This window comes from Streptomyces sp. CB02366 (assembly GCF_001905905.1).
In the GTDB taxonomy this organism is placed as follows: domain Bacteria; phylum Actinomycetota; class Actinomycetes; order Streptomycetales; family Streptomycetaceae; genus Streptomyces.
On record NZ_LIVT01000006.1, the window covers coordinates 238765 to 261948 of the forward strand.

Consider the following 23184-nt stretch of genomic DNA (forward strand, 5'->3'; position numbering starts at 1 on the left):
AAGGCAGCTGTCTTGAGTACCGAAGCATTCGTCTACGACGCGATCCGCACCCCGCGCGGTCGCGGCAAGGCCAACGGAGCCCTGCACGGCACCAAGCCGATCGACCTCGTCGTCGGCCTCATCCACGAGATCCAGGGACGCTTCCCGGACCTCGACCCGGCGGCCATCGACGACATCGTCCTCGGCGTGGTCAGCCCGCTCGGCGACCAGGGCTCCGACATCGCCCGTATCGCCGCCATCGCGGCCGGACTGCCCGACACCGTCGCCGGGGTCCAGGAGAACCGCTTCTGCGCCTCGGGCCTGGAAGCGGTCAACCTGGCCGCCGCCAAGGTCCGTTCGGGCTGGGAGGACCTGGTCCTGGCCGGCGGGGTCGAGTCGATGTCCCGCGTGCCGATGGGCTCGGACGGCGGCGCCTGGGCGATGGACCCGATGACCAGCTTCGAGACCGGCTTCGCCCCGCAGGGCATCGGCGCCGACCTCATCGCCACCGTCGAGGGCTTCAGCCGCCGCGACGTCGACGAGTACGCCGCCCTCTCCCAGGAGCGCGCCGCCGCGGCCTGGAAGGAAGGCCGCTTCGCCCGCTCCGTCGTCCCCGTCAAGGACCGCAACGGCCTGCTCGTCCTCGACCACGACGAGCACATGCGCCCCGGCACCACCGCCGAATCGCTCGCCGGACTCAAGCCGTCCTTCGCCGGCATCGGCGAGATGGGCGGATTCGACGCCGTGGCGCTCCAGAAGTACCACTGGGTCGAGAAGATCGACCATGTCCACCACGCGGGCAACTCCTCCGGCATCGTGGACGGCGCCGCCCTCGTCGCCATCGGCTCCAAGGAGGTCGGGGAGCGCTACGGCCTCACCCCGCGCGCCCGGATCGTCTCCGCCGCCGTCTCCGGCTCCGAGCCCACCATCATGCTCACCGGCCCCGCCCCGGCCACCCGCAAGGCGCTCGCCAAGGCGGGGCTGACCATCGACGACATCGACCTCGTCGAGATCAACGAGGCCTTCGCCGGGGTCGTCCTGCGCTTCGTCAAGGACATGGGCCTCTCCCTGGACAAGGTCAACGTCAACGGCGGGGCCATCGCGCTCGGCCACCCGCTCGGCGCGACCGGCGCGATGATCCTCGGCACCGTCATCGACGAACTGGAGCGCCGCGACCAGCGGTTCGGACTGGTCACCCTCTGCGTCGGCGGCGGCATGGGCGTCGCGACCGTCGTCGAACGCATCTGACCCGCCCCGGCCCCCTCTGCTTACGGAGAAGACACCCACATGACCGAGAGCACGACCATCCGCTGGGAACAGGACGAGACCGGCGTCGTCACCCTCGTCCTCGACGACCCGAACCAGTCCGCCAACACGATGAACCAGGCCTTCAAGGACTCCATCGCGGCCGTCGCGGACCGCGCCGAGGCCGAGAAGGACTCCATCCGCGGCATCATCTACACCTCCGCGAAGAAGACCTTCTTCGCCGGCGGCGACCTCAAGGACATGATCAAGGTCGGCCCGGAGAACGCCCAGGCCGTCTTCGACGCCGGCACCGCGATCAAGAGGTCGCTCCGCCGCATCGAGACCCTCGGCAAGCCCGTCGTCGCCGCCATCAACGGCGCGGCCCTCGGCGGCGGTTACGAGATCGCGCTCGCCGCGCACCACCGCGTCGCCCTCGACGCCCCCGGCTCCCGCATCGGCCTGCCCGAGGTCACCCTCGGGCTGCTCCCGGCGGGCGGCGGCGTCACCCGGACCGTACGCCTCATGGGCATCACGGACGCCCTGCTCAAGGTGCTCCTCCAGGGCACCCAGTACACCCCGCGCCGGGCGCGGGAGAACGGCCTCGTCCACGAGGTCGCCGCCACCCGCGAGGAGATGATCGAGAAGGCCCGCGCCTTCATCGACGCCCACCCCGAGTCCCAGCAGCCCTGGGACGTCAAGGGGTACAAGATCCCCGGCGGCACCCCCTCGAACCCCAAGTTCGCCGCCAACCTCCCCGCGTTCCCGTCCAACCTGAAGAAGCAGCTCGCGGGCGCGCCCATGCCCGCGCCGCGCAACATCCTCGCGGCGGCCGTCGAGGGCTCCCAGGTCGACTTCGATACCGCCCAGACCATCGAGGCCCGGTACTTCACCGAGCTGGTCACCGGCCAGGTCTCCAAGAACATGATCCAGGCGTTCTTCTTCGACCTCCAGGCCGTCAACTCCGGCGCCAACCGGCCCAAGGAAGTCCCCGAGCGCCCCGTCCGCAAGGTCGCCGTCCTCGGCGCCGGGATGATGGGCGCGGGCATCGCCTACTCCTGCGCCAAGGCCGGGATCGAGGTCGTCCTCAAGGACGTCTCCACGGAGGCCGCCGCCAAGGGCAAGGCGTACAGCGAGAAGCTGCTCGCCAAGGCGCTCTCCCGCGGCCGTACGACGGAGGCGAAGCGCGACGAACTGCTGGCCCGGATCACCCCGACCGGCGAGGTGGCCGCCCTCGCCGGCTGCGACGCCGTCATCGAGGCCGTCTTCGAGGACACCGCACTCAAGCACAAGGTGTTCCAGGAGATCCAGGACGTCGTCGAACCGGACGCCCTGCTCTGCTCCAACACCTCCACCCTCCCGATCACCGTCCTCGCCGAAGGCGTCACGCGCCCCGCCGACTTCATCGGGCTGCACTTCTTCTCACCCGTCGACAAGATGCCGCTCGTCGAGATCATCAAGGGCGAGCGCACCGGCGACGAGGCCCTGGCCCGCGCCTTCGACCTCGTACGGCGCATCAAGAAGACGCCGATCGTCGTCAACGACTCGCGCGGCTTCTTCACCTCGCGCGTCATCGGCCAGTTCATCAACGAGGGCGTCGCCATGGTCGGGGAGGGCGTCGAGCCCGCCTCGATCGAACAGGCCGCCGCCCAGTCCGGCTACCCGGCCAAGGTCCTCTCCCTGATGGACGAGCTGACCCTGACCCTGCCCCGCAAGATCCGCGACGAGACGAAGCGGGCGGTGGAGGAGGCCGGCGGCACCTGGCCCGGCCACCCCTCCGACGGGGTCGTCGACCGGATGGTCGACGAGTTCGAACGACCGGGCCGCAGCGGGGGAGCGGGCTTCTACGACTACGACGAGGACGGCAAGCGCGTCGGCCTCTGGCCCGGACTGCGCGAGCACTTCACCAAGCCCGACGCGGACGTGCCGTTCGAGGACATGAAGGAGCGGATGCTCTTCTCCGAGGCCCTGGACAGCGTCCGCTGCCTGGAGGAGAACGTCCTCATCTCCGTCGCCGACGCCAACATCGGCTCCATCATGGGCATCGGCTTCCCGCCGTGGACCGGCGGCGTGCTCCAGTACATCAACGGGTACGAGGGCGGGCTGCCCGGCTTCGTGGCCCGCGCCCGGGAACTCGCCGAGCGCTACGGCGACCGCTTCCTGCCGCCCGCACTGCTGGTGGAGAAGGCGGAGAAGGGCGAGACCTTCCACGACTGAGCCGCCGACCGGCGCCGGCCCGGGCCGCGTCCACCGTCACTCGGCGGTGAACGCGGCCCGCAGCTCTTCCTTGAGCGACCGCTGGAACGCCGTCACCAGCGCCTGCACCACGATCGGCTGCATATGGGCCGACAACGACTTCATCGCCGCCACATGCTCCGGGTCGCCCTCCCGCTCCCGGTAGGGGTTCCACACCTCGTCCCGGAACAACCGGGCCATCTCCTGCGCGGCCGAGCGGGTGTGCTCCAGCAGCACGGTCCGCGCCGCCAGGATCGTCTCGTGCGCGATCGGCACGTCCAGCAGCTCCACCCCGAGCCGCAGCAGCCCCAGATCCACCCGGAACTCCCCGCCGGGCCCCTGCGGCCGCACCAGCACCCCCATCGCCGCCAGCCGCTCCACGTCCTCCTCCGCCAGCGCCCGCCCGGCCCGCCGCTCCAGCTCCGCCCGGGAGAAGCCCTCGGTCCGGTCCGGCGCCCAGGACGCCACCAGCGCCCGGTGGATCGCCAGGTCGTGGGCGCTCAGGTCGGGCGGCAACTGCTCCAGGTACCGTTCGATCGCCGCCAGCGTCATGCCCTGCTGCTGGAGCTCCTCGATCAGCGCGAGCCGGGAGAGGTGGTCGGGCCCGTAGTGGCCGACCCGGCGCGGACCGATCACCGGGGGCGGCAGCAGGCCCCGGGTGCTGTAGAACCGCACCGTGCGCACGGTGACCCCGGCGCGTGCCGCCAGCTCGTCCACCGTGAGCGTCGGCCCGTCGGTCCCCGTCGCCATCTCTGCTCCCGCCGGTCGAATCCTCGGATCGGACAGTTCCGCTGTCTCACCACTTCTGTGAAAGTCTCCGGCACCGGGGCCCGGCCGTCCACCCCGGACCCTGTGGCCAGGTTTTCAAGCCGGTGCAGAAGAGAGACGGCCGGACCTGGAGGTCATGGGCGGCTTCCGGGGGTGAAATCCTCGATCATCGATGAATCAATGCTCTGAACTGCAGCTTCAGTGGGGCGGGCCGGGTGTCGCCACGGCGTGCGTGACCGCTTCGCCTGCGGTTGTGGCGCTCACGCCGACGGACAGCCCCTCGTCCTGGCCGCATGTTCCGGACAGCGGCGGGACGACTGCCCGGGCAAGGAGGGGCGAAGGTGGCGCAGCCTGCTGTTCCTCCGGACCGGATGCGCGCCGTCCTGGTGGTGAGGGGCGCGGCGAGACGCCGCCCGGCTGCCGGAACGGGAAGTCCGCGAAAAGCAGTTGCCCGGAAGCGGCCGTCCGAAGATCATCACTGCTGCAAGGCGGACTTCTTCTGCGCGGGGGATTCGATGGCGAGGACGGACGGTGCGGACGGCCTCGGTCCGGCGGCTCTGGAGGAGGCCGTGTTCAGGACGGCGGAGGCCGGGCAGTGCTCCGGCACGGTTCGCGTGACGCGGGGCGGGGAGCCCCTGCCCACCCGGGCGTTCGGGGCGGCGTCGCGGCGGTGGTCCGTCCCGAACACACCCGACACGCGTTTCCACGTGGCCTCGGTCGCCGAGGCGTCCACGACGCCGTCGTCGGTACCTGACCCCCGGCCGGGCGGACCCGGTTCGACGTTCTGTTCTCCTGAGAGGGTGCTCCTGTGATCACCGGCATGAAGTCCGCACTGGTCCTGATCGACCTGATGCCCCGCATCGTCGCTCTTCCTCTCGCTCCCCACTCAGGAGAGGAAGTACTGCAACGCGGACGTGAGTTGGCCGAGTCGTTCCGGGAGCGGGAGCGACCCGTGGTGATGGTGCGGGTGGAGCGTCCGGGCGTCGCCGAACAGCCGGCCGGCAGCGACTTCGCCGACGACCTGGTGCACGACGGTGACCTCGTGGTGGTCAAGCGGACCGTCGGCGCCTTCCACGGTACCGGTCTGGACGAGCGCCTGCGCGCCCTGGACGTGGACACCCTGGTGATCGCCGGACTGGTCACCACGATGGGCGTCGAGTCCACCGCGCGGGCCGCGTCCGACCACGGCTACCGACTGGAGTTCGTGGCCGACGCGATGTCCGGACTGGCCGCCGACGAGCACGACTTCGCCGTGCAACGCGTCTTCCCCCGCTTCGGCGAGGTGCGGAGGACCGCCGACTACCGGTGACACCGTCCGCTGCGCCTCCGCCCGCGTGGGACGGCGCACGGCTGCGGACGCCCTCGTGCGGTGCTCCTTCTCGGTCAGGCCGAGAGGCGACGGTAGCAACTCCTGCCGTCTGTGCACGACATGACGCGGTCGCGTCGACGACGGCTGCCACGGTGCGGGCCACCGTACCGGTGACGGCGTACGGCCCCGGCCGGCCGGGGCCGCCGCGCCGTCCGCACGCCGTTCGAGGCCCCCGGCGCCCGCCGGCCTCCTGCGCGAGGGACCATGGAGGGAGGGCACGGGCAGCGCACGGCAGGCCCGCCGGGACCTCGGGAGCACGGATGAGCAGCGCGGAACGCGAGACGGAGCGTTCACCGGCGCCCCGGGACCGTCGCGGCGACGGTGTGAACGAACCCGCGCCGCCCCCGCCCGGCGGCGTGCTCTGGAGCCTGGCCGGGGACGTCCGCGCCCTGCTGATGCTCCCCGCCGCCCTCACCCTCCAGGTCGCCCACCCGGCCGTCGGCGCGGGCGTGGACGAGCACTCCGTCTTCCGTACGGACCCGTGGGGGCGCGGCGAACGCTCGCTGCGCTCGCTCCAGCTCTGGGTGTACGGCGGCGCGGAGGCGGCCGAGGAGGGCCGCAGGTTGCGCGTGCTCCACCGGAGCATCCAGGGCACCGACACACGGGGCCGCCGCTACCACGCGCTGACCCCCGCCAACTACGCCTGGGTGCACGCCACCGGCTTCCCCGTCTACCGGCACGCCGCCCGCTATCTGATCCGGCCCATGACCCCGGACCAGGAGCGCGCCCTGTACCGGGAGTGGCTCCAGGTCGGACGCGTCCTCGGCATCCACGACCGGGACATGCCGCAGACCGTCGAGGAGTTCTGGCCGTACTGGAGGAAGATGCTCGCCGAGGAGATCGAGGCGACCGCCGTCGTCCGTGAACTCGTCGCCACCGACCAGCCCGTACCGCCGCCGGACCGGGGGCCGTGGCCGTTGAGGCCCCTGCTGCGTGTGCTGTGGCCGGTGCTCCTGCCGCCGCTGGCCCGCTTCCGGAGGTTCGTCACCATCGGCCTCATGCCCCCCGACGCCCGCGCGGCGATCGGCCTGCCCTGGACCGCCGCCCAGGAGAAAAGGCTGCGCCGGACGTGCGCGGTGCTGCGGACCGTGGTCCCGGCCCTGCCCGAGCGGCTGCGCTACCTGCCGAGGGCGCGGGCGGCCCGGGCGGCGTGGACCGCCGAGGCGCGCCGGAACGGCTGAGCGCCCAGGGGGGCCGGGCCCCGGGGCGTCCCGCGGACCCGGTCGAGATCCGCCGGACGCCCCCCCCCGGGCCGCCCCGACGCGCCTCGGCGTCGGCCGCCGTCAGCGGTGGCCGTGACCCGGGCGCCCCCCGGCCGCGTCATGGCCGCGGCTCCGGTCCCCGTGGTCGTGCACGGTGTTCGTCGCCGCGATCTTCTTCCAGGACGCCGGGCGCTCGACCTTCGGCGCCGAGCGCGCCGACAGCGCCTCCTCCGACAGCCCCGCCCCGGCCGCCGCCGGTCCGGCCGGCCGCGACGGCCGGTACAGCCAGGTGTCGAAGAGGGCGGCGAGCGGCTTGCCCGAGACCCGCTCCGCGTACCGGAGGAAGTCGCCCACGTTCGCGTTGGAGTGGGCGCGCTCGGTCGGCCAGCCCTTCAGCAGCTCGAAGAACACCTCGTCGCCGACCTCGTTGCGCAGCGCCTGGAGCGCCAGCGCGCCCCGGTCGTAGACGGCGATGTCGAACTGGTCGTCCGGGCCGGGGTCGCCCGGCTTCACCTTCCAGAAGGGGTCGTCGGCCGGGTGCTGCGCGTACGTGTAGTCCGCCAGCTCCTGCGCCGTGCCCTCGCCCTCCTTCTCCGACCAGAGCCACTGGCTGTAGCGGGCGAAGCCCTCGTTGATCCAGATCTCCTTCCAGCCGTCGACCGACACGCTGTTGCCGTACCACTGGTGGGCCAGCTCGTGCACGACGACGGAGACGTTGGCGCCGTTCGCGAACTGCCTCGGGCTGTAGAAGGGCCGCGTCTGGGTCTCCAGGGCGAAGCCGCTCTTCACGTTCGGCACGTAGCCGCCGAGCGCGTTGAACGGGTACGGGCCGAACACCCCGGTCAGCCATTCGGCGACCTCGGTGCTCCGCTCGATGCTCGCGCGGGCCGCCCCGGCGTTGGGGCCGAGGTCCTTGCTGTAGGCGTTGAGGACCGGCAGGCCGTCGGCCGTCCTGTCGGTGGTGATGTCGAACCGGCCGATCGCCAGCGTCGAGAGGTACGTGGCCTGCGGCTTGTCCGAGCGCCAGTTGAACCGGGTCCAGCCGAGCTTCGAACTCTGCGACTGGAGGACGCCGTTGCTGATGGCCTGGGTGCCGTCGGGCACGGAGACCGAGATGTCGTACGTGGCCTTGTCGAGCGGGTGGTCGTTGCTCGGGTACCACCACACGGCCGAGTCCGGCTCCTGCGCGGCGACCCCGCCGTCCGGGGTCCGCGCCCAGGCGGTCCAGCCGCCTATCTTCAGCTCGGAGGGCTTTCCGGCGTACCGGACGACCACCGAGACGGCCCTGCCCTTCGCGAGCGGAGCCGCCGGGGTGACCTCCAGCTCGTGGTCGCCGCTGGTGGCGAACCCGGCCTTCCTGCCGTTCACCCGCACCTCGGACACGTCGAGCCCGAAGTCGAGGTTGAAACGGGACAGCTCCTGCGTGGTGGTGGCGAGGATCGTCGCCGTACCCTCCAGGAGGTCGGTCGTGGGCCGGTACTTCAGCCGCAGGTCGTAGTGGGAGACGTCGTAGCCGCCGTTCCCGCTCGCCGGGTAGTAGGGGTCGCCGATGCCCGGGGCGCCCACGGTGCCCGGTGCTGCCGCTGCCGGGATCGCCAGCAGGAGGGTGGCCGCCAGTGCGCTGGGGACGATGAATCTGCGGTGCACGCAAGCTCCACATGGTCGGGCCGGAGGGTCTTCCGGCCGGTCGCCACGAGGCTAAGCAGCCGTCGGAGCGGTACGGGCCGTTCCGGGTACTTCTGTCACATGATCGCCATCCCCTCGTCACGGACGACGACGCGCGACCGGGCGACCGGCAGTGATCACCCCTTGTTGCACAGGAGTTGACCGGGGTAACGTCCGCACTTCGCCGACAGGCCGACGGGGCGTCACGGTGTTCCGTCCCCCATGCCCCGGGAGGCAGCCGCCGATGACCCCACGCGTCGCCCACGCACTCCGCATGCTCAGCCCGCACCCGTGGCTCGCACCGGTCGCGGGCGCCACGGCCGCCGGACCGGCGGCATCGGGCGGGGGAGCGCGGACGATCCGCCGGACGGCGGTGGCGGTGCTGACCGCCGCTCTCGCCCTCCCGTTCGCCGTCGCACCCGCCGAGGCCGCGCACCGTCCGCCGCGCACCGGGTTCGAGACGAGCGAGGGGCGGCGCTGGACCGGTGAGGCGGAGGAGCGGGACTTCCTCGCCGCGGTGGACCGGGGGAGCGGCCGGGTCTCCGTGGACCGCGTCGGGACCACCGCTCAGGGCCGCCCCCTGCGGCTCGTGCGGCTGGGGCGGGAGCGGCCCGGCGCCACCACCGTGCTGCTGATCTGCGGACAGCACGGGGACGAGCCGGCCGGGCGCGAGGCGTGTCTGACCACGGTCCGCGACCTCGCGTTCGCCGAGGACCGGGAGACCCGCGCCCTCCTCTCCCGTACGACGCTGCTGGTGCTGCCCACGGCCAACCCGGACGGGCGCGCCGCCGACACCCGGGGCAACGCGGCCGGGATCGACGTCAACCGCGACCACATCGCGCTGAAGACCGCCGAGGCGCGGGCCGTCGCCGCCGTGGTGCGCGACGAACAACCGCGGGTGATCTACGACTTGCACGAGTACGGTGCGACCCCGCCGTACTACGACAAGGACCTGTTCGCCCTCTGGCCGCGCAACCTCAACGTCCACGACCGGGTCCACGACGCCTCGCACACGCTCTCGGAGCGCTATGTCCGCCCCGCCGCGACGGCGGGCGGCTACACCAGCGGCCACTACGGCATCTGGACCGACCCGGCCACCGGGGAGCCCGTCAAACAGGTGGCGGGCGACGGCCAGGAGCGCATCCTGCGCAACGTCTCCGGCCTCAAGCACGCCGCCGGCCTGCTCATCGAATCCCGGGTCGACGCGCTGAGCGACGCGGAGAAGGCGGACCCGGCCCGCAACCACCGCCGCCGGGTCGCCTCCCAGCTCACCGCGCTCGGCGGCCTCCTCGACTTCGCCGACGAGCAGCGCGCCCGGCTCCGTGCGGCCACCGCCCTCTCGCGCCTGGCCGGTCTCGCCGACCGGGGGCCCGTGTACCTCGGCGGCGCCGACAACGACCCGGCCGAGCCCTCCGAGACCCTCGCCGACCCGCCGTGCGGCTACCGGCTGGACGCCGCCCAGTACGCGGAGGTGCGGGACGAGTTGGCCCTCCACGGGGTCGCAGTCCGGCCGGAGCCGGATGGCGTGTTCGTGCCCCTTGGGCAGTCGGCTCGATCCCTGATTCCCCTGCTCCTCGATCAGCGAGCGACATATCACCTCGTAAACGGTCAAGCCGTAACTGCTTGTTGATCCTTCGAGATCCTGGGCAGGTGTGGTACTGCCTACGGAGAGCGTTTTTCGGACTCGGTGAAAGGTGCCATTTGTGTCCCAGGACGACCAGACAGCGGAGGGGCGGGAAGGGCTGGCGGTCACAGCCGACCTTCCCCCCGAACCGGTCAGTGCCAGAGCGCCCACCACCGACCGAGTGGTGTTCGGGGTCACGGCCGTCCTCACGCTCGCCTTCGTCGTGTGGGGGGCGACGGCCACGGACTCTCTGGAGAGCGTGTCCAGCACGCTGCTGGAGGGGTTGATCCACAACGGCGGCTGGGCCTTCATGCTGACCGCCTCGGGCTTCGTCGTCTTCGCGCTGTGGCTGGCCGTCAGCCGGTACGGCAAGATCTGCCTGGGACAGGAGGCCGAGAAGCCGGAGTTCCGGACCACCTCCTGGGTCGCCATGATGTTCAGCGCCGGCATGGGCATCGGGCTGATGTTCTACGGCGTGAGCGAGCCGCTCGCCCACTTCCGCACCCCGCCGCCCGGCACCGACCCCGCCACCGCGGCCGAAGCGCAGCAGACGGCCATGGCCACCACCCTCTTCCACTGGACGCTGCACCCCTGGGCCATCTACGCCGTGGTCGGGCTGGCCATCGCGTACAGCGCCTACCGGCGGCGCAGGCGGCAGACGATCAGCGCCGTCTTCGAGCCGCTGATCGGCAAGCGGCACGCCTACGGCGGCGTCGGCCGCTTCATCGACATCCTGGCGATCTTCGCCACCCTGTTCGGCTCCGCGGCCTCGCTCGGTCTCGGGGCGCTGCAGATCGGCAGCGGCTTCGAGGAACTGGGCTGGATGGAGAAGACCGGCACCGGCCTGCTGGTCGCCATCATCGCCGCACTGACCGTCTGCTTCGTCCTCTCCGCGGTCTCCGGCGTCGAGAAGGGCATCCAGTGGCTGTCCAACACCAACATGGTGCTGGCCCTGCTCCTGGTGGTCTTCGTCTTCATCGCGGGCCCCACGATCATCGTGCTCGACCTGCTGCCCACCTCCATCGGCGCGTACCTCAGCGACCTCGGACAGCTCGCCGGGCGCACCGAGGCCACGGGCGGCGGCGACGTCGCGGACTGGCTCGGCAGCTGGACGGTCTTCTACTGGGCCTGGTGGATCTCCTGGACGCCCTTCGTCGGCATGTTCATCGCCCGGATCAGCCGCGGCCGCACGATCCGCCAGTTCGTCGGCGGCGTCATCCTGGTGCCCAGCACCGTCAGCCTGATCTGGTTCGCCGTCTTCGGCGGCTCGGCCATGAAGCTGGACGAGGCCGGCAAGCTCCAGGGCGCCGACACCCCCGAGGCGCAACTGTTCGGCGTCCTCCAGGAGTTCCCGATCGCCACGGTCACCTGCATCCTGGTGATGGTCCTGGTCGGCATCTTCTTCGTCTCCGGCGCCGACGCCGCCTCGATCGTCATGGGCACCCTCTCGCAGAAGGGCGTCCTGGAACCCGGCACCTGGGTCGTCGTCTTCTGGGGCGTCGTGACCGGGGCCGTGGCCGCGATCATGCTGCTCATCGGCGAGGGGAAGGACAACGCCCTCCAAGGGCTCCAGAACCTCACCATCCTGGTGGCGGCCCCCTTCGTCATCGTGATGCTCGGGATGTGCGTGGCCCTGATGCGGGACCTGCGCAAGGACCCGCAGATCGTCCGCCAGGAGTTCGGCGTGGAGGCGGTCGAGTCCGCGGTGATCGAGGGGCACGCCAAGTACGACGGCGACTTCGAGATCCGTATCGGCCCCGGCACCACGCCGATCAAGGACGAGCGCCACCAGCACGAGTCCGGCGGCTCGGGCTCCACGGCCGCCCCGGCCTCCACCGTCTCCACGGAGAAGGAGCGGCCCGCCGACTGACCCGGTGACCGCCCGACCGCCCGGAGCCCGCGACCGCCCACCGGCCGCGGGCTCCTGCCGTGTGCCGCCCGTGCCGCCGGTGCCGCCCGTGCCGGCAGGCCCGGCAGGCCCCGCGCCGGATCCCGGCCTCTTCCCCGCACCGGACCGGCCCCCTCACCCCACCAGCGCCGCCGCCGTCCGCGCGCAGCCCCAGGCCACGGTCACGCCCGCGCCGCCGTGCCCGTAGTTGTGCACCAGCAGTCCGCCGCCCGGCAGCGCCTCCGCCTCGATCCGCACCCCGGCCTCCCGCGCCGGGCGCAGCCCCACCCGGTGCCCGAGCACCCGCGCCCCGGCGATCTCCGGCCGGATCCGCGCACACCGCGCCACGATCTCCCGGGCGGTCCGCGGGTCGGGCTCCGTACGCGGATCGTCCGCCTCGGCCGTACCGCCCAGCACCAGCCGCCCCGGCTGCGGGAAGAAGTACGTCGTCGCCTCCGACGCCGGATCCGCCTCGGTGTACCACTCCTCGATCCCCGGGTTCTCCACCGCGACCAACTGGCCCCGCACCGGCCGCACCCCGGCGTCGGGAACCAGTTCGCGCGCCCCGAGCCCCGTGCAGTTCACCACCACCGGGCCCGCCTCCGCCGCCTCGCCGAGCCCCGACACGGCCCGCCGCTCCACCGCCCCGCCCGCCGCCGCGAGCCGCCGCTCCAGCCACGCCAGATGGACCGGCATGTCCAGCAGCGGCAGGGTCACGCGCAGCCCTCCGGCCACCTCCGCGGCGTCCTTCAACCCCGCCGCCCACGCCCCCAGCGCCGCGAGCCGCTCCCCGCCGTGCAGCCCCGCCACCCGCCGTACGCCGGTCTCCCGCGGGGCGGCGGCCAGCTCCTCGTACACCGCCAGCGTCTCCAGGGCCCAGGCGCCCACCCGCTCCGCCGACTCGATCCGGTACGGCCACCACAGCGCCCCCGCCACCGCCGACGTCGTGGAACCGGCCGGATCCCGCGACCAGACCCGCACCCGCAGCCCGCGCTCCGCCAGCGTCACGGCGGTGGTGAGACCGACGACCCCGCCGCCCACCACGATCACATCCGTCATCCGGGTCACCCCTGTCCTTCCCGCCCCGCGTCCGTCGCTGCCCGGACGCTAACCGAAACCGGAAACCCCGGGCCAGGGGCGGCAGAGCCGCGGGCACCATCCGGCGGAGACTAGGATCGGCACCCTGATGACTGCCACTCTCGTCGCCAAGGACCTCGCCGCCGGACACGGCGACCGCACGCTCTTCGCCGGACTCGACCTCGTCGTCGCCCCAGGGGACGTGATCGGTCTCGTCGGAGTCAACGGCGCGGGCAAGTCCTCCCTGCTCCGCCTGCTCGCCGGACTCGACCGCCCGGAGGAGGGCGAGCTGCGGCTGTCACCGCCCACCGCCACCGTGGGCCACCTCCCGCAGGAGCCCGAGCGCCGCGACGGCGAGACCGTGGCCGCGTTCCTGGCCCGCCGCACCGGGGTCGCCGACGCCCAGCGCACCATGGACGAGGCGACCGAGGCCCTCGTGGCGGGCGCCCCGGGCGCGGACGACGCGTACTCCGAGGCCCTGGAGCGCTGGCTCGCCCTCGGCGGCGCGGACCTGGAGGAACGGGCCGCGCAGGTCGCCGCCGAGCTGGGGCTGACCGTGGGCCTGGACCGGCCCATGACCGCGCTCTCCGGCGGCCAGGCGGCCCGCGCCGGACTCGCCTCGCTGCTTCTCTCCCGCTACGACGTCTTCCTCCTCGACGAGCCCACCAACGACCTCGACCTCGACGGCCTGGAGCGCCTGGAGCGCTTCGTGTCCGGCCTCCGCGCCGGCACCGTCGTCATCAGCCATGACCGCGAGTTCCTCATGCGCACGGTCACCAAGGTGCTCGAACTGGACCTCGCCCAGCAGCAGATCACCCTGTACGGCGGCGGCTACGCGGCCTACCTGGAGGAGCGGGAGACCGCCCGCAGGCACGCCCGCGAGGAGTACGAGGAGTACGCCGACAAGAAGGCGTCCCTCGAAGCGCGCGGGCACATGCAGCGCTCCTGGATGGACAAGGGCGTCAAGAACGCCCGCCGCAAGGCCACCGACGGGGACAAGCTCGGCCGCAACGCCCGCAGCGAGGCCAGCGAGAAGCAGGCCGCGAAGGCCCGCCAGACCCAGCGCATGATCGAGCGCCTCGACACCGTGGAGGAGCCCCGCAAGGAGTGGGAGCTGCGGATGGAGATCGCCTCCGCCCCGCGATCGGGTTCCGTCGTCGCGACTCTGCGCGAAGCCCGCGTGGTACGCGGCGACTTCGCCTTCGGTCCCGCCTCGCTCCAGATCGACTGGGCGGACCGGGTGGCCATCACCGGGGCCAACGGCGCGGGGAAGTCCACCCTGCTGGCCGCCCTCTTGGAGCGGCTCCCCCTGGACTCCGGGCACGCGGCCCTGGGTTCGGGCGTGGTCGTCGGCGAGGTGGACCAGGCCCGCAAGCTGTTCCTCGGCGCGCAGACGCTGCTGGACGCGTTCTGTGCGGCCGTGCCCGACACCGAGCCGGCCGAAGTCCGCACCCTGCTCGCCAAGTTCGGTCTCCGCGCGGATCACGTGACGCGCCCCGCGACCAGCCTGTCGCCGGGGGAGCGCACCCGTGCTGCCCTCGCCCTGCTCCAGGGCCGGGGGGTCAACCTCCTGGTGCTCGACGAGCCGACCAACCACCTGGACCTGCCCGCCATCGAGCAGTTGGAGGCGGCCCTGGAGACGTACACCGGCACCCTGCTGCTGGTCACGCACGACCGGCGGATGCTGGAGGCGGTCCGCACCACCCGCCGCATCGAGGTGGCGGACGGCCAGGTCAAGGAAGTCTGAGCGGAACCGGGGGACCGGGCGCGGGCCGCGCCCCGCCCCCTCCCGAACCCCCTCGCGCCTCGGCAGACCCCGCGTACTTCCCGCCGGCCGGGAGGGGCCGCTCCGGCCCGCCACCGCCCGAGCGAGCGGGGACGGCCGCGCCCCGCCCCCTGCCGTTGCAGAGGAGCGGGGCGGGCCGCCCCCGGCGGCCCGCCCCGAAGACCCCCGGGGGGGGGGTCAGCGCCCCCGGCCGCCGCCGCCCGGCTTCGGTTCGGTGAGGCCGGCCCGCCGCAGGGCGTCCGCCATCGCGCTGTTCGCCGGAGCCGGAGCGCCCTGACCGCCCTGCCGGGATCCGCCGCCCCCTCGACGGTCCCGTCCGCCGCCCTGCCGGCCCTGGCCGCCACCGGCCCCCTGGCCCTGGCGCTGCTTCGGCGGCCGGCCGCCCCGCTCGCCGCGGCCCTGCCCGCCGCCCGAGCCGCCGCCCGCGCCCGGCTCGTCGTCGAGCCGCAGCGACAGCGAGATCCGCTTGCGCGGCACATCGACGTCCATGACCTTGACCTTCACGATGTCCCCGGGCTTCACGACGTCGCGCGGGTCCTTCACGAACGTCTTCGACAGGGCCGACACGTGCACCAGCCCGTCCTGGTGGACGCCGACGTCGACGAACGCTCCGAACGCGGCCACGTTGGTCACCACCCCCTCCAGGACCATGCCGGGCTCCAGGTCGCCGATCTTCTCGACGCCCTCCCTGAAGGTCGCCGTACGGAACGCCGGACGCGGGTCCCGCCCCGGCTTCTCCAGCTCCTTGAGGATGTCCGTCACGGTCGGCAGCCCGAACACGTCGTCCACGAAGTCCGCGGCGCGCAGCGCCCGCAGCGCCTCCGTGTTGCCGATCAGCGAGGCGACCTCGCCGCCCGCGCTCTTCCCCATCCTCCGCACCACCGGGTACGCCTCGGGGTGGACGCTGGAACCGTCGAGCGGATCGTCGCCGCCCCGGATGCGCAGGAAGCCCGCGCACTGCTCGTACGCCTTCGGGCCGAGCCGTGCCACGTCCTTGAGCGCCTTGCGGGACCGGAAGGGGCCGTGGGCGTCCCGGTGCGCGACGATGTTCTCCGCCAGCCCCGAGCTGATGCCGGAGACCCGCGAAAGCAGCGGCGCGGAGGCGGTGTTGACGTCCACGCCGACGCCGTTCACACAGTCCTCGACGACCGCGTCCAGCGAACGGGACAGCTTCACCTCCGACAGGTCGTGCTGGTACTGGCCGACGCCGATCGACTTCGGGTCGATCTTCACCAGCTCGGCCAGCGGGTCCTGGAGCCGCCGGGCGATGGAGACGGCGCCGCGCAACGACACGTCCATGTCGGGCAGTTCCTGCGAGGCGAAGGCGGAGGCGGAGTACACCGAAGCGCCCGCCTCCGAGACCATCACCTTCGTGAGCTTCAACTCGGGGTGCTTGTCGATCAGTTCACCGGCGAGCTTGTCCGTCTCGCGGGACGCCGTGCCGTTGCCGATCGCGATCAGGTCGACCGCGTGCTCCTTCGCGAGACGCGCCAGCTTCGCCAGCGCCTGGTCCCACTTGTTGGCGGGCACGTGCGGGTGGATCACGTCGGTGGCCACCACCTTGCCGGTGGCGTCGACGACCGCGACCTTCACTCCCGTGCGGAAACCGGGGTCCAGGCCGAGCGTCGCCCGCGTCCCGGCCGGGGCGGCGAGCAGCAGGTCGCGCAGGTTGGACGCGAAGACCCGCACGGCCTCGTCCTCCGCCGCCGTGCGCAGCCGCAGCCGCAGGTCGATGCCGAGGTGCACCTGAATACGGGTCCGCCACGCCCACCGCACGGTGTCCGCGAGCCACTTGTCGCCGGGGCGGCCCCGGTCCGCTACGCCGAAGCGGCGGGCGATCATGTTCTCGTACGCGGACGGGCCCGGCTGCTCCGAGACCTCGGGCGCGTCCGGCTCCAGGACCAGGTCGAGCACGTTCTCCTTCTCGCCGCGCAGCATCGCCAGGATCCGGTGCGAGGGCAGCGCGGTGAACGGTTCGGCGAAGTCGAAGTAGTCGGCGAACTTCGCGCCCGCCTCCTCCTGGCCCTCGCGCACCTTCGCCGCCAGCCGGCCGCGCGTCCACATCCGCTCGCGCAGTTCGCCGGTCAGGTCGGCGTCCTCGGAGAACCGCTCGGTGAGGATCGCACGCGCCCCCTCCAGGGCGGCCGCCGCGTCCGCGACGCCCTTGTCGCCGTCCACGAACGCGGCGGCGGCCACGAGCGGGTCGGTGGAGGGGTCGCCGAGCAGGCCGTCCGCCAGCGGTCCGAGCCCCGCCTCCCGGGCGATCTGCGCCTTCGTCCGCCGCTTCGGCTTGAACGGCAGGTAGACGTCCTCCAGGCGCGCCTTCGTCTCGGCGGCCCGGATGCTCGCCTCCAGCGCCTCGTCGAGCTTGCCCTGTTCGCGTACGGATTCGAGGATCGCGGTACGCCGCTCCTCCAGCTCCCGCAGATAGCGCAGCCGTTCCTCCAGCGTGCGCAGCTGCGCATCGTCGAGGGATTCGGTCGCCTCCTTGCGGTAGCGCGCGACGAACGGCACGGTCGATCCGCCGTCGAGCAACTCGACGGCCGCCCTGACCTGCCGCTCACGTACGCCGAGCTCCTCGGCGATCCTGCCTTCGATGGACGTCGTCACGGTTTTCCCGACTCGCCTTCCCGTACTGGCTGTGCTGGCCGTGCTCGGTCCCGCTGAGCACGCTCTTGCTGTACCGGGGCACCCCCGGCCCTGCATTGTGCCGCGTGGCCGGGGGCCGTGTCGCGCGAGCTCGGGCGACACGCCCGGGGCCCGGCGGTGCGTGCCGGGCCCCGGGCGGCGCGGGGTCAGCTCCGGCCGGTCGCCGCGGCCGGGAAGGCTCCCGCCGCCGCGGCCGTGAAGAGGAAGCGGCGCGCCAGCTCGGTGAGCCGCTCCACGCCGTCCGCGCCCAGGTGCGCGTACGGGGCGACGTCCATGCGGTCCGTCGCCTCCTCGACCTCCGCGCGCAGCGCCGTCCCGGCATCGGTCAGCGCCAGTTCCTCGCCCGCCTCCAGCAGTCCGCGCTCCCGCAGCCGGCCGCAGGCCGCCTCCCAGTCGGTGCGGCGCCAGCCGCGGGAGGAGAGGATCCAGCCGATCGCCATGCCCTTCCCGGTGGCCGTGTGGCTGACCAGCGACTCCAGCGGGTCCAGGTCGGCCGTGAGCAGGGCGGCGAGGTGCGCGTCGCCCCGGTGTTCGCGCAGCAGCGTCGCCGCGTGCCAGAACGCCAGGTGCGGCTCCTCGGGCACCGGGAGGTCCGCGTGGGCGGCGTACAGCGGGCGGGCGTGCGGGGTGCACGCCTCGGTGGCGCGCAGCGCGAGGCGGGCCGCCTCCGCCATCTCCGCGGAGGCGACGGCCTCCTCGCCGAGCAGCCGGCGCAGCGTCGTGTCCGCCGCCCGCAGCCGGGCCCCGAGGACCGCCTCGGGACCGGCGGTCTCCCAGACCGCGGGCACATGGCGGGCCACCAGCACGGGGTTGAAGTTGTAGAAGGCGGCGGTGACGGCGCCCGCGCCGACCGCGCCGAGCGCGGCGGCCCGGGTCGCGAAGTAGGCGGCGGCCGGGTCCTCGATGCCGATCTTCCCCATCTCCACGCCCAGGTCGGGGGAGAAGAAGAGACAGGAGTGCAGCGGGTTGACGGCGTTGTGGCAGCGGCGTTCCGCGCGGGCCGGGAGAGTATCCATACCAGAACGTTACCGACTGGTCGGTACGGCAGGGAACCCCGGGGCGGCAGGCCGTGCCCGGCAGGCGGCGGCCGGACTCGCCGGGCCGGACCGTGGCAGGAAAGGTGGGGCACATGTCATTGCGGCCATCACCGCCCGCCGCCCAGGATGGCGGACGTGAAGCAGCGAACCGTGCTCGTCGTCCTCTTCGACGGCGTCCAGAGCCTCGATGTGAGCGGCCCGATGGAGGTCTTCGCGGGCGCCTCCCGCGCTGAGGGGGTCTCCTACGACCTGCGGACCGCCTCGCTCGACGGCGGTCCGGTCCGCTCCACCAGCGGCCTCACCCTGGTTCCCGACGGCCGCCTGGCCGAGGCGCCCGTACCGCACACCCTGCTGGTCCCCGGGGGCCGGGGCACCCGCGGCTCCCACCCGGAGCTGACCGGCTGGCTGCGCGAGCACGCGCCCCGCGCGGACCGGCTCGTCTCCGTGTGCACCGGGGCGCTGCTGCTGGCCGAGGCGGGGCTGCTGGACGGCCACCGGGTCACCACCCACTGGAACTACTGCGAGCGGCTGGCCCGCGACTTCCCGGCCGTCCGGGTCGACCCCGAACCGATCTTCGTACGGGACGGGAGGCTGGCCACGTCGGCGGGCGTCACCGCCGGAATCGACCTCGCCCTCGCGCTGGTCGAGGAGGACCACGGGCGGGAGCTCGCACTGGACATCGCCCGGCACCTCGTGGTGTTCCTGCGCCGCCCCGGCAACCAGGCCCAGTTCAGCGCCCAGCTCAGCGCCCAGACCGCGCGGCGCGAACCGCTGCGCGAGGTCCAGCTCTGGATCGACCGGAACCCGGCCGCCGACCTCGGGGTCGACACCCTGGCGGCCCGCGCCCGGCTCTCGCCCCGGCACTTCGCCCGCGCGTTCCGCGCGGAGACCGGGACGACCCCGGGGCGGTACGTCGAGCGCGTCCGCCTGGAGCACGCGCGCCGCCTCCTGGAGGACACCGCCGACGGCGTCGAGCAGGTCGCCCGGGCCAGTGGCTACGGCACCTCGGAGGCCATGCGGCGGGCCTTCGTGAAGACGCTGGCGACGGCGCCCGCCGAGTACCGCCGCCGCTTCCGCGCCCCCGCTCCGTACCCGGACCGTACGGGCGGACCCCTGCCCGGACCGTACGGGCCGCCCCGTACCTGAACCGTACGAGCACCTGAACCGCACCACCCGACCGACCGACAGAGAGGCCGTTCCCGTGCAGATCGCCATCGTGCTCTTCGACCGTTTCACCGCCCTGGACGCGGTGGGCCCCTACGAGATCCTCAGCCGCACGCCCGGCGCCGAGACCGTCTTCGTCGCCGAGCGGACCGGCCCCGTCCGCAACGACACCGGAAGCCTCGCCCTGGTCGCGGAGAAGACGCTCGCCGAGGTCCCGTCACCCGACGTGGTGATCGTGCCGGGCGGCCCCGGACAGAACGACCAGATGGAGAACGAGGCCCTGCTCGGCTGGCTGCGCTCGGCCGACGCCGCCACCACCTGGACGACCTCGGTCTGCACCGGCTCGCTGCTGCTGGCCGCCGCCGGACTGCTCGCGGGCCGCCGGGCCACCTCGCACTGGCTGGCGCTGGAGGCGCTGAAGGAGTTCGGCGCCGAGCCCACCGGGGAACGCGTCGTCCTCGACGGCAAGTACGTCACCGCCGCCGGGGTCTCCTCCGGCATCGACATGGGGTTGACCCTGCTCGGCCGGATGGCGGGCGACGACGTGGCGCGCTCGGTGCAGCTCCTCACCGAGTACGACCCGCAGCCGCCCTACGACAGCGGCTCGCCCGAGAAGGCCCCGGCAGCCCTCGTCGAGGAGTGGCGGGCCAGGAGCCGGCACAGCACGCGGTAGCCCCTGTCCGCACGCCGCCTCACCCGGCGGTCCCGGTGGGCCCCGTGGCGTAGGTGAAGCGGGGCGCTCGCCGCTCCAGGAAGGCGGCGACGCCCTCCGCCGCGTCCGCGCTGGTGCGGGCCTCGCCGGCCCAGTACGCCTCCCGGTCCGTCCGGCCCGCGGCGAACTCCTTCGCCGCGGCCTGAGTGAGCCGGGACCGCGACGCCAGCACCCGTATGTACTCCTCGACCCGCTCGTCCAGGCCGCCGGCCGGCAGCACCTCGTCGGCCAGGCCGGTGCGCAGCGCCCGTTCCGTGCCGATCAGCTCGCCGGAGAACAGCAGGTGCTTGGCCGTGGCCGGACCCACCAGGGCGACCAGCCGCCGGGTCGAGGAGGCGGGGTAGACGATGCCCAGCTTGGCCGGGGTGATCCCGAAGGAGGCGCCCTCCTCCGCGAACCGCAGATCGCAGGCGGCGGCCAGCTGGCCGCCGCCCCCCACGCAGTAGCCGCGTACCGCCGCCAGCGTCGGCAGGGGAAACGCCGCGAGCGCCTCCTCGGCCGCCACCGCCAGGTCCTGCGCGCTCTCCGCGCCCTCCCGCAGTGTGGAGATGTCGGCCCCGGCGCAGAACGTGTCGCCGGCTCCGGTCAGCACCAGCACCCGGACCGCCGGATCGGCCGACAGCCGGTCCAGCAGTTCCGGCAGGCTCCGCCACATCGCGGGGGTCATGGCGTTGCGTTTGGCGGGGTTGGCGATCACGACGGTGGCGACGCCGTGCTCGACGGTCGCGACGAGCCGGGGTTCCGTACGGTCCATGTGCCGGATGCTATCCCCGCGGTTCGAACCTATGATCAAGAAGGGGTCGCGATCCGGTCACGCACCGTGAGGAGTCGTCGATGAACGAACCGACCGCCGAGGGCCGGAGGCTGAACCGCAGTTTCGGCCGGCTCGCCCTGCTCGGCGCGCTCCTGGTGATCGCGGGGGTCGTCGGCCTCGTCTACACCGGCGTGGCCACCCTCACCTCGATGCTCCTCTTCGGCTGGCTGCTGCTCGTCGGCGGCCTGGTCGGGCTGCTGCACGCGGTCGATTCGCGCGGCACGAACTACTTCTGGCTGGGTGTCGTGGTCGCGGCCCTCAACCTCGCGGCGGGCGTCGTCGTCATCAGACATCCCGTCGGCACGGCCGAGGCGCTGACCATGTTCGCCGCCCTGCTCTTCCTGACCGGCGGCGTCTTCCGGCTCGTCGGCAGCGTCGTGGTGCGCGGCCCGCAGATGGGGTGGACGCTGCTGCAGGGAGCCTTCGGCCTGCTGCTGGGCCTGCTGGTGCTGTTCGACTGGCCGCACAGCAGTCTGTACGTCCTGGGCTGCTTCTTCTCGCTGGCGCTGCTGTTCGACGGACTCGGCCTGCTCGCCCTCGGCATCGGCGGACGGCGCATCCTCGGCGTGGTGTCGGGGCGGCGCGATGGAAGGGCGCCACACGACGGCAGCCCGAGCAAGTCGCCGGAAAGAGAACAGAAATAGTCCAGAGCCATGCAAGATTTCGCACGTTTGGTCAAATAGCGCCGATACCTGGCTACTTCCGGCCAGTGACACGGGGCGGACCAAGCCATTCCCAACACTCTTTACTCGACGGTCAGTGCAGTGCAGTGCGAGTGAGAGCTGGTGCCGGACGATGGAGAGCCTCGGGAGTGCCCCCGCCGACCCCGTGTCGTACGAGGGGGTGTGGCGCTTCACCGCCCCCGCCGTGGACGCCTCCGTGCCCCGCGCCCGGCACGCCGTACGCGACCTCCTCGGTCGGCAGGGCGTGCCGATCGAGGACGACGTCCTCCAGGGGTTGCTGCTGATCGTCTCGGAGCTGGTCACCAACGCCGTCAAACACGCGGCGCTGCTCTCGCCCGAGCTGGCCGTGGAGGTGGCCGTCGCCGCCGACTGGGTCCGGGTCTCGGTCGAGGACGACCACCCCTACCGCCCCACCGCCCTGGAGACGGACTACGCGCAGACCGGCGGCCGGGGGCTGCTGCTGGTCAAGGTGATCACCGCGGAGGCGGGCGGCGCCTGCGACGTCGAGCACACCGCGAGCGGCGGCAAGAGCATCTGGGCGGCGCTGCCGTTGAAGACGCAGCTCTGACCGCCCGCGACGGGCCCGGCGAAGGGGCGCGCGCACCCCGGCGCCGGGCGGTCCTCACCAGCCCGCCGAGTCCCCCGTCAGCTCGCGGATCGCCGGGCATGCCGCGTCCAGCACCGTCATGAACCAGGCCGAGAACGGCGCCCGCGCGTGCCGCTCCGCCAGCTCCGCCGCCGTCACGAAGGCCGTCTCCTCGACCTCCTCCAGGTCCGGCCTCAGCGTCTCCTGCGCCATCCCCACGAACAGGTGGTTGAACTCCTGCTCCACCAGCCCCGAGGCCGGGTCCGGGTGGTTGTAGCGGACCGTGCCCGCCGCGGCCAGCAGCGAGGGCGAGATCCCCAGCTCCTCGTGCGTACGGCGGGCGGCGGCCGCGAACGGCGCCTCGCCCGGGTAGGGGTGCCCGCAGCAGGTGTTCGACCAGACGCCGGGGGAGTGGTACTTGCCGAGCGCCCGGCGCTGGAGGAGCAGCCGTCCCTGCTCGTCGAAGAGGAAGACGGAGAAGGCGCGGTGCAGCTGGCCCGGGGCCTGATGGGCCGCCAGCTTCTCCGCGGTGCCGATGGTGGTGCCGTTCTCGTCGACCAGTTCGAGCATGATCGCGTCTGCGGTTCCGTCCGACGAGCTGTGCGTCGCGGTGGCTGGTGTGGTCGGCATACCCATCCTTCGCTTTGGTTCCCGGCCTGGTGCGCCGGGCCCCTGGAGTCCGATCAAGTCTGCCGCACAAAAGC

General features: G+C 73.0%; 18 protein-coding genes. 11 read left to right on the forward strand and 7 right to left on the reverse strand.

Annotation, left to right across the window (positions count from 1 at the left end):
- Positions 1–12 precede the first annotated feature (12 nt).
- Both AMK24_RS20080 and AMK24_RS20085 read left to right on the forward strand, forming a co-directional pair.
- Positions 13–1227 carry an acetyl-CoA C-acetyltransferase gene (locus AMK24_RS20080; RefSeq protein WP_073770177.1) on the forward strand — a complete coding sequence of 405 codons (1215 nt, stop codon included), beginning with the start codon at positions 13–15 and terminating at the stop codon, positions 1225–1227.
- A 39-nt stretch (positions 1228–1266) separates the two neighbouring features.
- Positions 1267–3438, forward strand: a complete 2172-nt coding sequence (locus tag AMK24_RS20085; RefSeq protein ID WP_073770178.1) for a 3-hydroxyacyl-CoA dehydrogenase NAD-binding domain-containing protein — start codon at positions 1267–1269, stop codon at positions 3436–3438.
- A 36-nt stretch (positions 3439–3474) separates the two neighbouring features.
- On the opposite strand, the gene AMK24_RS20090 is transcribed toward AMK24_RS20085, so the two are convergent.
- On the reverse strand, positions 3475–4206 hold the full coding sequence (locus tag AMK24_RS20090) for a MerR family transcriptional regulator (RefSeq protein ID WP_073770179.1): 732 nt from the start codon (positions 4204–4206) through the stop codon (positions 3475–3477).
- 838 nt (positions 4207–5044) lie between these two features.
- Here AMK24_RS20090 and AMK24_RS20100 point away from each other — a divergent pair.
- Both AMK24_RS20100 and AMK24_RS20105 read left to right on the forward strand, forming a co-directional pair.
- On the forward strand, positions 5045–5533 hold the full coding sequence (locus AMK24_RS20100) for an isochorismatase family protein (protein ID WP_199876460.1): 489 nt from the start codon (positions 5045–5047) through the stop codon (positions 5531–5533).
- 320 nt (positions 5534–5853) lie between these two features.
- Entirely contained in the window at positions 5854–6774 is a 921-nt protein-coding gene (locus AMK24_RS20105) for an oxygenase MpaB family protein (RefSeq protein ID WP_073770182.1), read from the forward strand.
- A 102-nt stretch (positions 6775–6876) separates the two neighbouring features.
- Here the strand turns inward: AMK24_RS20105 and AMK24_RS20110 are convergent, their stop codons facing one another.
- Positions 6877–8442: a M1 family metallopeptidase gene (locus AMK24_RS20110; RefSeq protein ID WP_073770183.1), complete on the reverse strand. Its 1566-nt coding sequence runs from the start codon at positions 8440–8442 to the stop codon at positions 6877–6879.
- 262 nt (positions 8443–8704) lie between these two features.
- Between AMK24_RS20110 and AMK24_RS20115 the strand changes: the two genes are divergently transcribed.
- Both AMK24_RS20115 and AMK24_RS20120 read left to right on the forward strand, forming a co-directional pair.
- Complete coding sequence (locus AMK24_RS20115; protein ID WP_073770184.1) at positions 8705–10090, forward strand: M14 family metallopeptidase; 1386 nt, start codon at positions 8705–8707, stop codon at positions 10088–10090.
- A gap of 73 nt (positions 10091–10163) precedes the next feature.
- Positions 10164–11954: a BCCT family transporter gene (locus AMK24_RS20120; protein WP_073770185.1), complete on the forward strand. Its 1791-nt coding sequence runs from the start codon at positions 10164–10166 to the stop codon at positions 11952–11954.
- A gap of 153 nt (positions 11955–12107) precedes the next feature.
- Here the strand turns inward: AMK24_RS20120 and AMK24_RS20125 are convergent, their stop codons facing one another.
- A complete protein-coding gene (locus AMK24_RS20125; RefSeq protein WP_073770338.1) occupies positions 12108–13031 on the reverse strand; it encodes an FAD-dependent oxidoreductase in 924 nt (307 codons plus the stop codon).
- Between the two features lie 127 nt (positions 13032–13158).
- Between AMK24_RS20125 and AMK24_RS20130 the strand changes: the two genes are divergently transcribed.
- The gene (locus AMK24_RS20130) at positions 13159–14796 is read left to right on the forward strand and encodes an ABC-F family ATP-binding cassette domain-containing protein (RefSeq protein ID WP_073770186.1); all 1638 of its coding nucleotides are present in this window, start codon (positions 13159–13161) and stop codon (positions 14794–14796) included.
- A gap of 216 nt (positions 14797–15012) precedes the next feature.
- On the opposite strand, the gene AMK24_RS20135 is transcribed toward AMK24_RS20130, so the two are convergent.
- Together AMK24_RS20135 and AMK24_RS20140 are read right to left on the reverse strand one after the other, a co-directional pair.
- Positions 15013–17445 (reverse strand): Tex family protein, encoded by a 2433-nt coding sequence (locus AMK24_RS20135; protein WP_073770187.1) that lies wholly within the window; start codon positions 17443–17445, stop codon positions 15013–15015.
- Between the two features lie 185 nt (positions 17446–17630).
- Positions 17631–18500, reverse strand: a complete 870-nt coding sequence (locus AMK24_RS20140) for an SCO6745 family protein (protein WP_073770188.1) — start codon at positions 18498–18500, stop codon at positions 17631–17633.
- Between the two features lie 156 nt (positions 18501–18656).
- Here AMK24_RS20140 and AMK24_RS20145 point away from each other — a divergent pair, with 156 nt between their 5' ends.
- A complete protein-coding gene (locus AMK24_RS20145; protein WP_443333912.1) occupies positions 18657–19667 on the forward strand; it encodes a GlxA family transcriptional regulator in 1011 nt (336 codons plus the stop codon).
- Positions 19668–19722: 55 nt separating this feature from the next.
- Positions 19723–20358 carry a DJ-1/PfpI family protein gene (locus AMK24_RS20150; RefSeq protein ID WP_073770190.1) on the forward strand — a complete coding sequence of 212 codons (636 nt, stop codon included), beginning with the start codon at positions 19723–19725 and terminating at the stop codon, positions 20356–20358.
- Positions 20359–20377: 19 nt separating this feature from the next.
- Here AMK24_RS20150 and AMK24_RS20155 read toward each other — a convergent pair whose 3' ends face one another.
- Positions 20378–21151: an enoyl-CoA hydratase/isomerase family protein gene (locus AMK24_RS20155; RefSeq protein ID WP_073770191.1), complete on the reverse strand. Its 774-nt coding sequence runs from the start codon at positions 21149–21151 to the stop codon at positions 20378–20380.
- Between the two features lie 80 nt (positions 21152–21231).
- Here AMK24_RS20155 and AMK24_RS20160 point away from each other — a divergent pair, with 80 nt between their 5' ends.
- Both AMK24_RS20160 and AMK24_RS20165 read left to right on the forward strand, forming a co-directional pair.
- The gene (locus AMK24_RS20160; protein ID WP_073770192.1) at positions 21232–21855 is read left to right on the forward strand and encodes an HdeD family acid-resistance protein; all 624 of its coding nucleotides are present in this window, start codon (positions 21232–21234) and stop codon (positions 21853–21855) included.
- Positions 21856–22006: 151 nt separating this feature from the next.
- Complete coding sequence (locus AMK24_RS20165; protein WP_073770193.1) at positions 22007–22462, forward strand: ATP-binding protein; 456 nt, start codon at positions 22007–22009, stop codon at positions 22460–22462.
- A 54-nt stretch (positions 22463–22516) separates the two neighbouring features.
- Here AMK24_RS20165 and idi read toward each other — a convergent pair whose 3' ends face one another.
- Positions 22517–23110: an isopentenyl-diphosphate Delta-isomerase gene (gene idi, locus AMK24_RS20170; RefSeq protein ID WP_073770194.1), complete on the reverse strand. Its 594-nt coding sequence runs from the start codon at positions 23108–23110 to the stop codon at positions 22517–22519.
- Between the last annotated feature and the right edge of the window lie 74 nt (positions 23111–23184).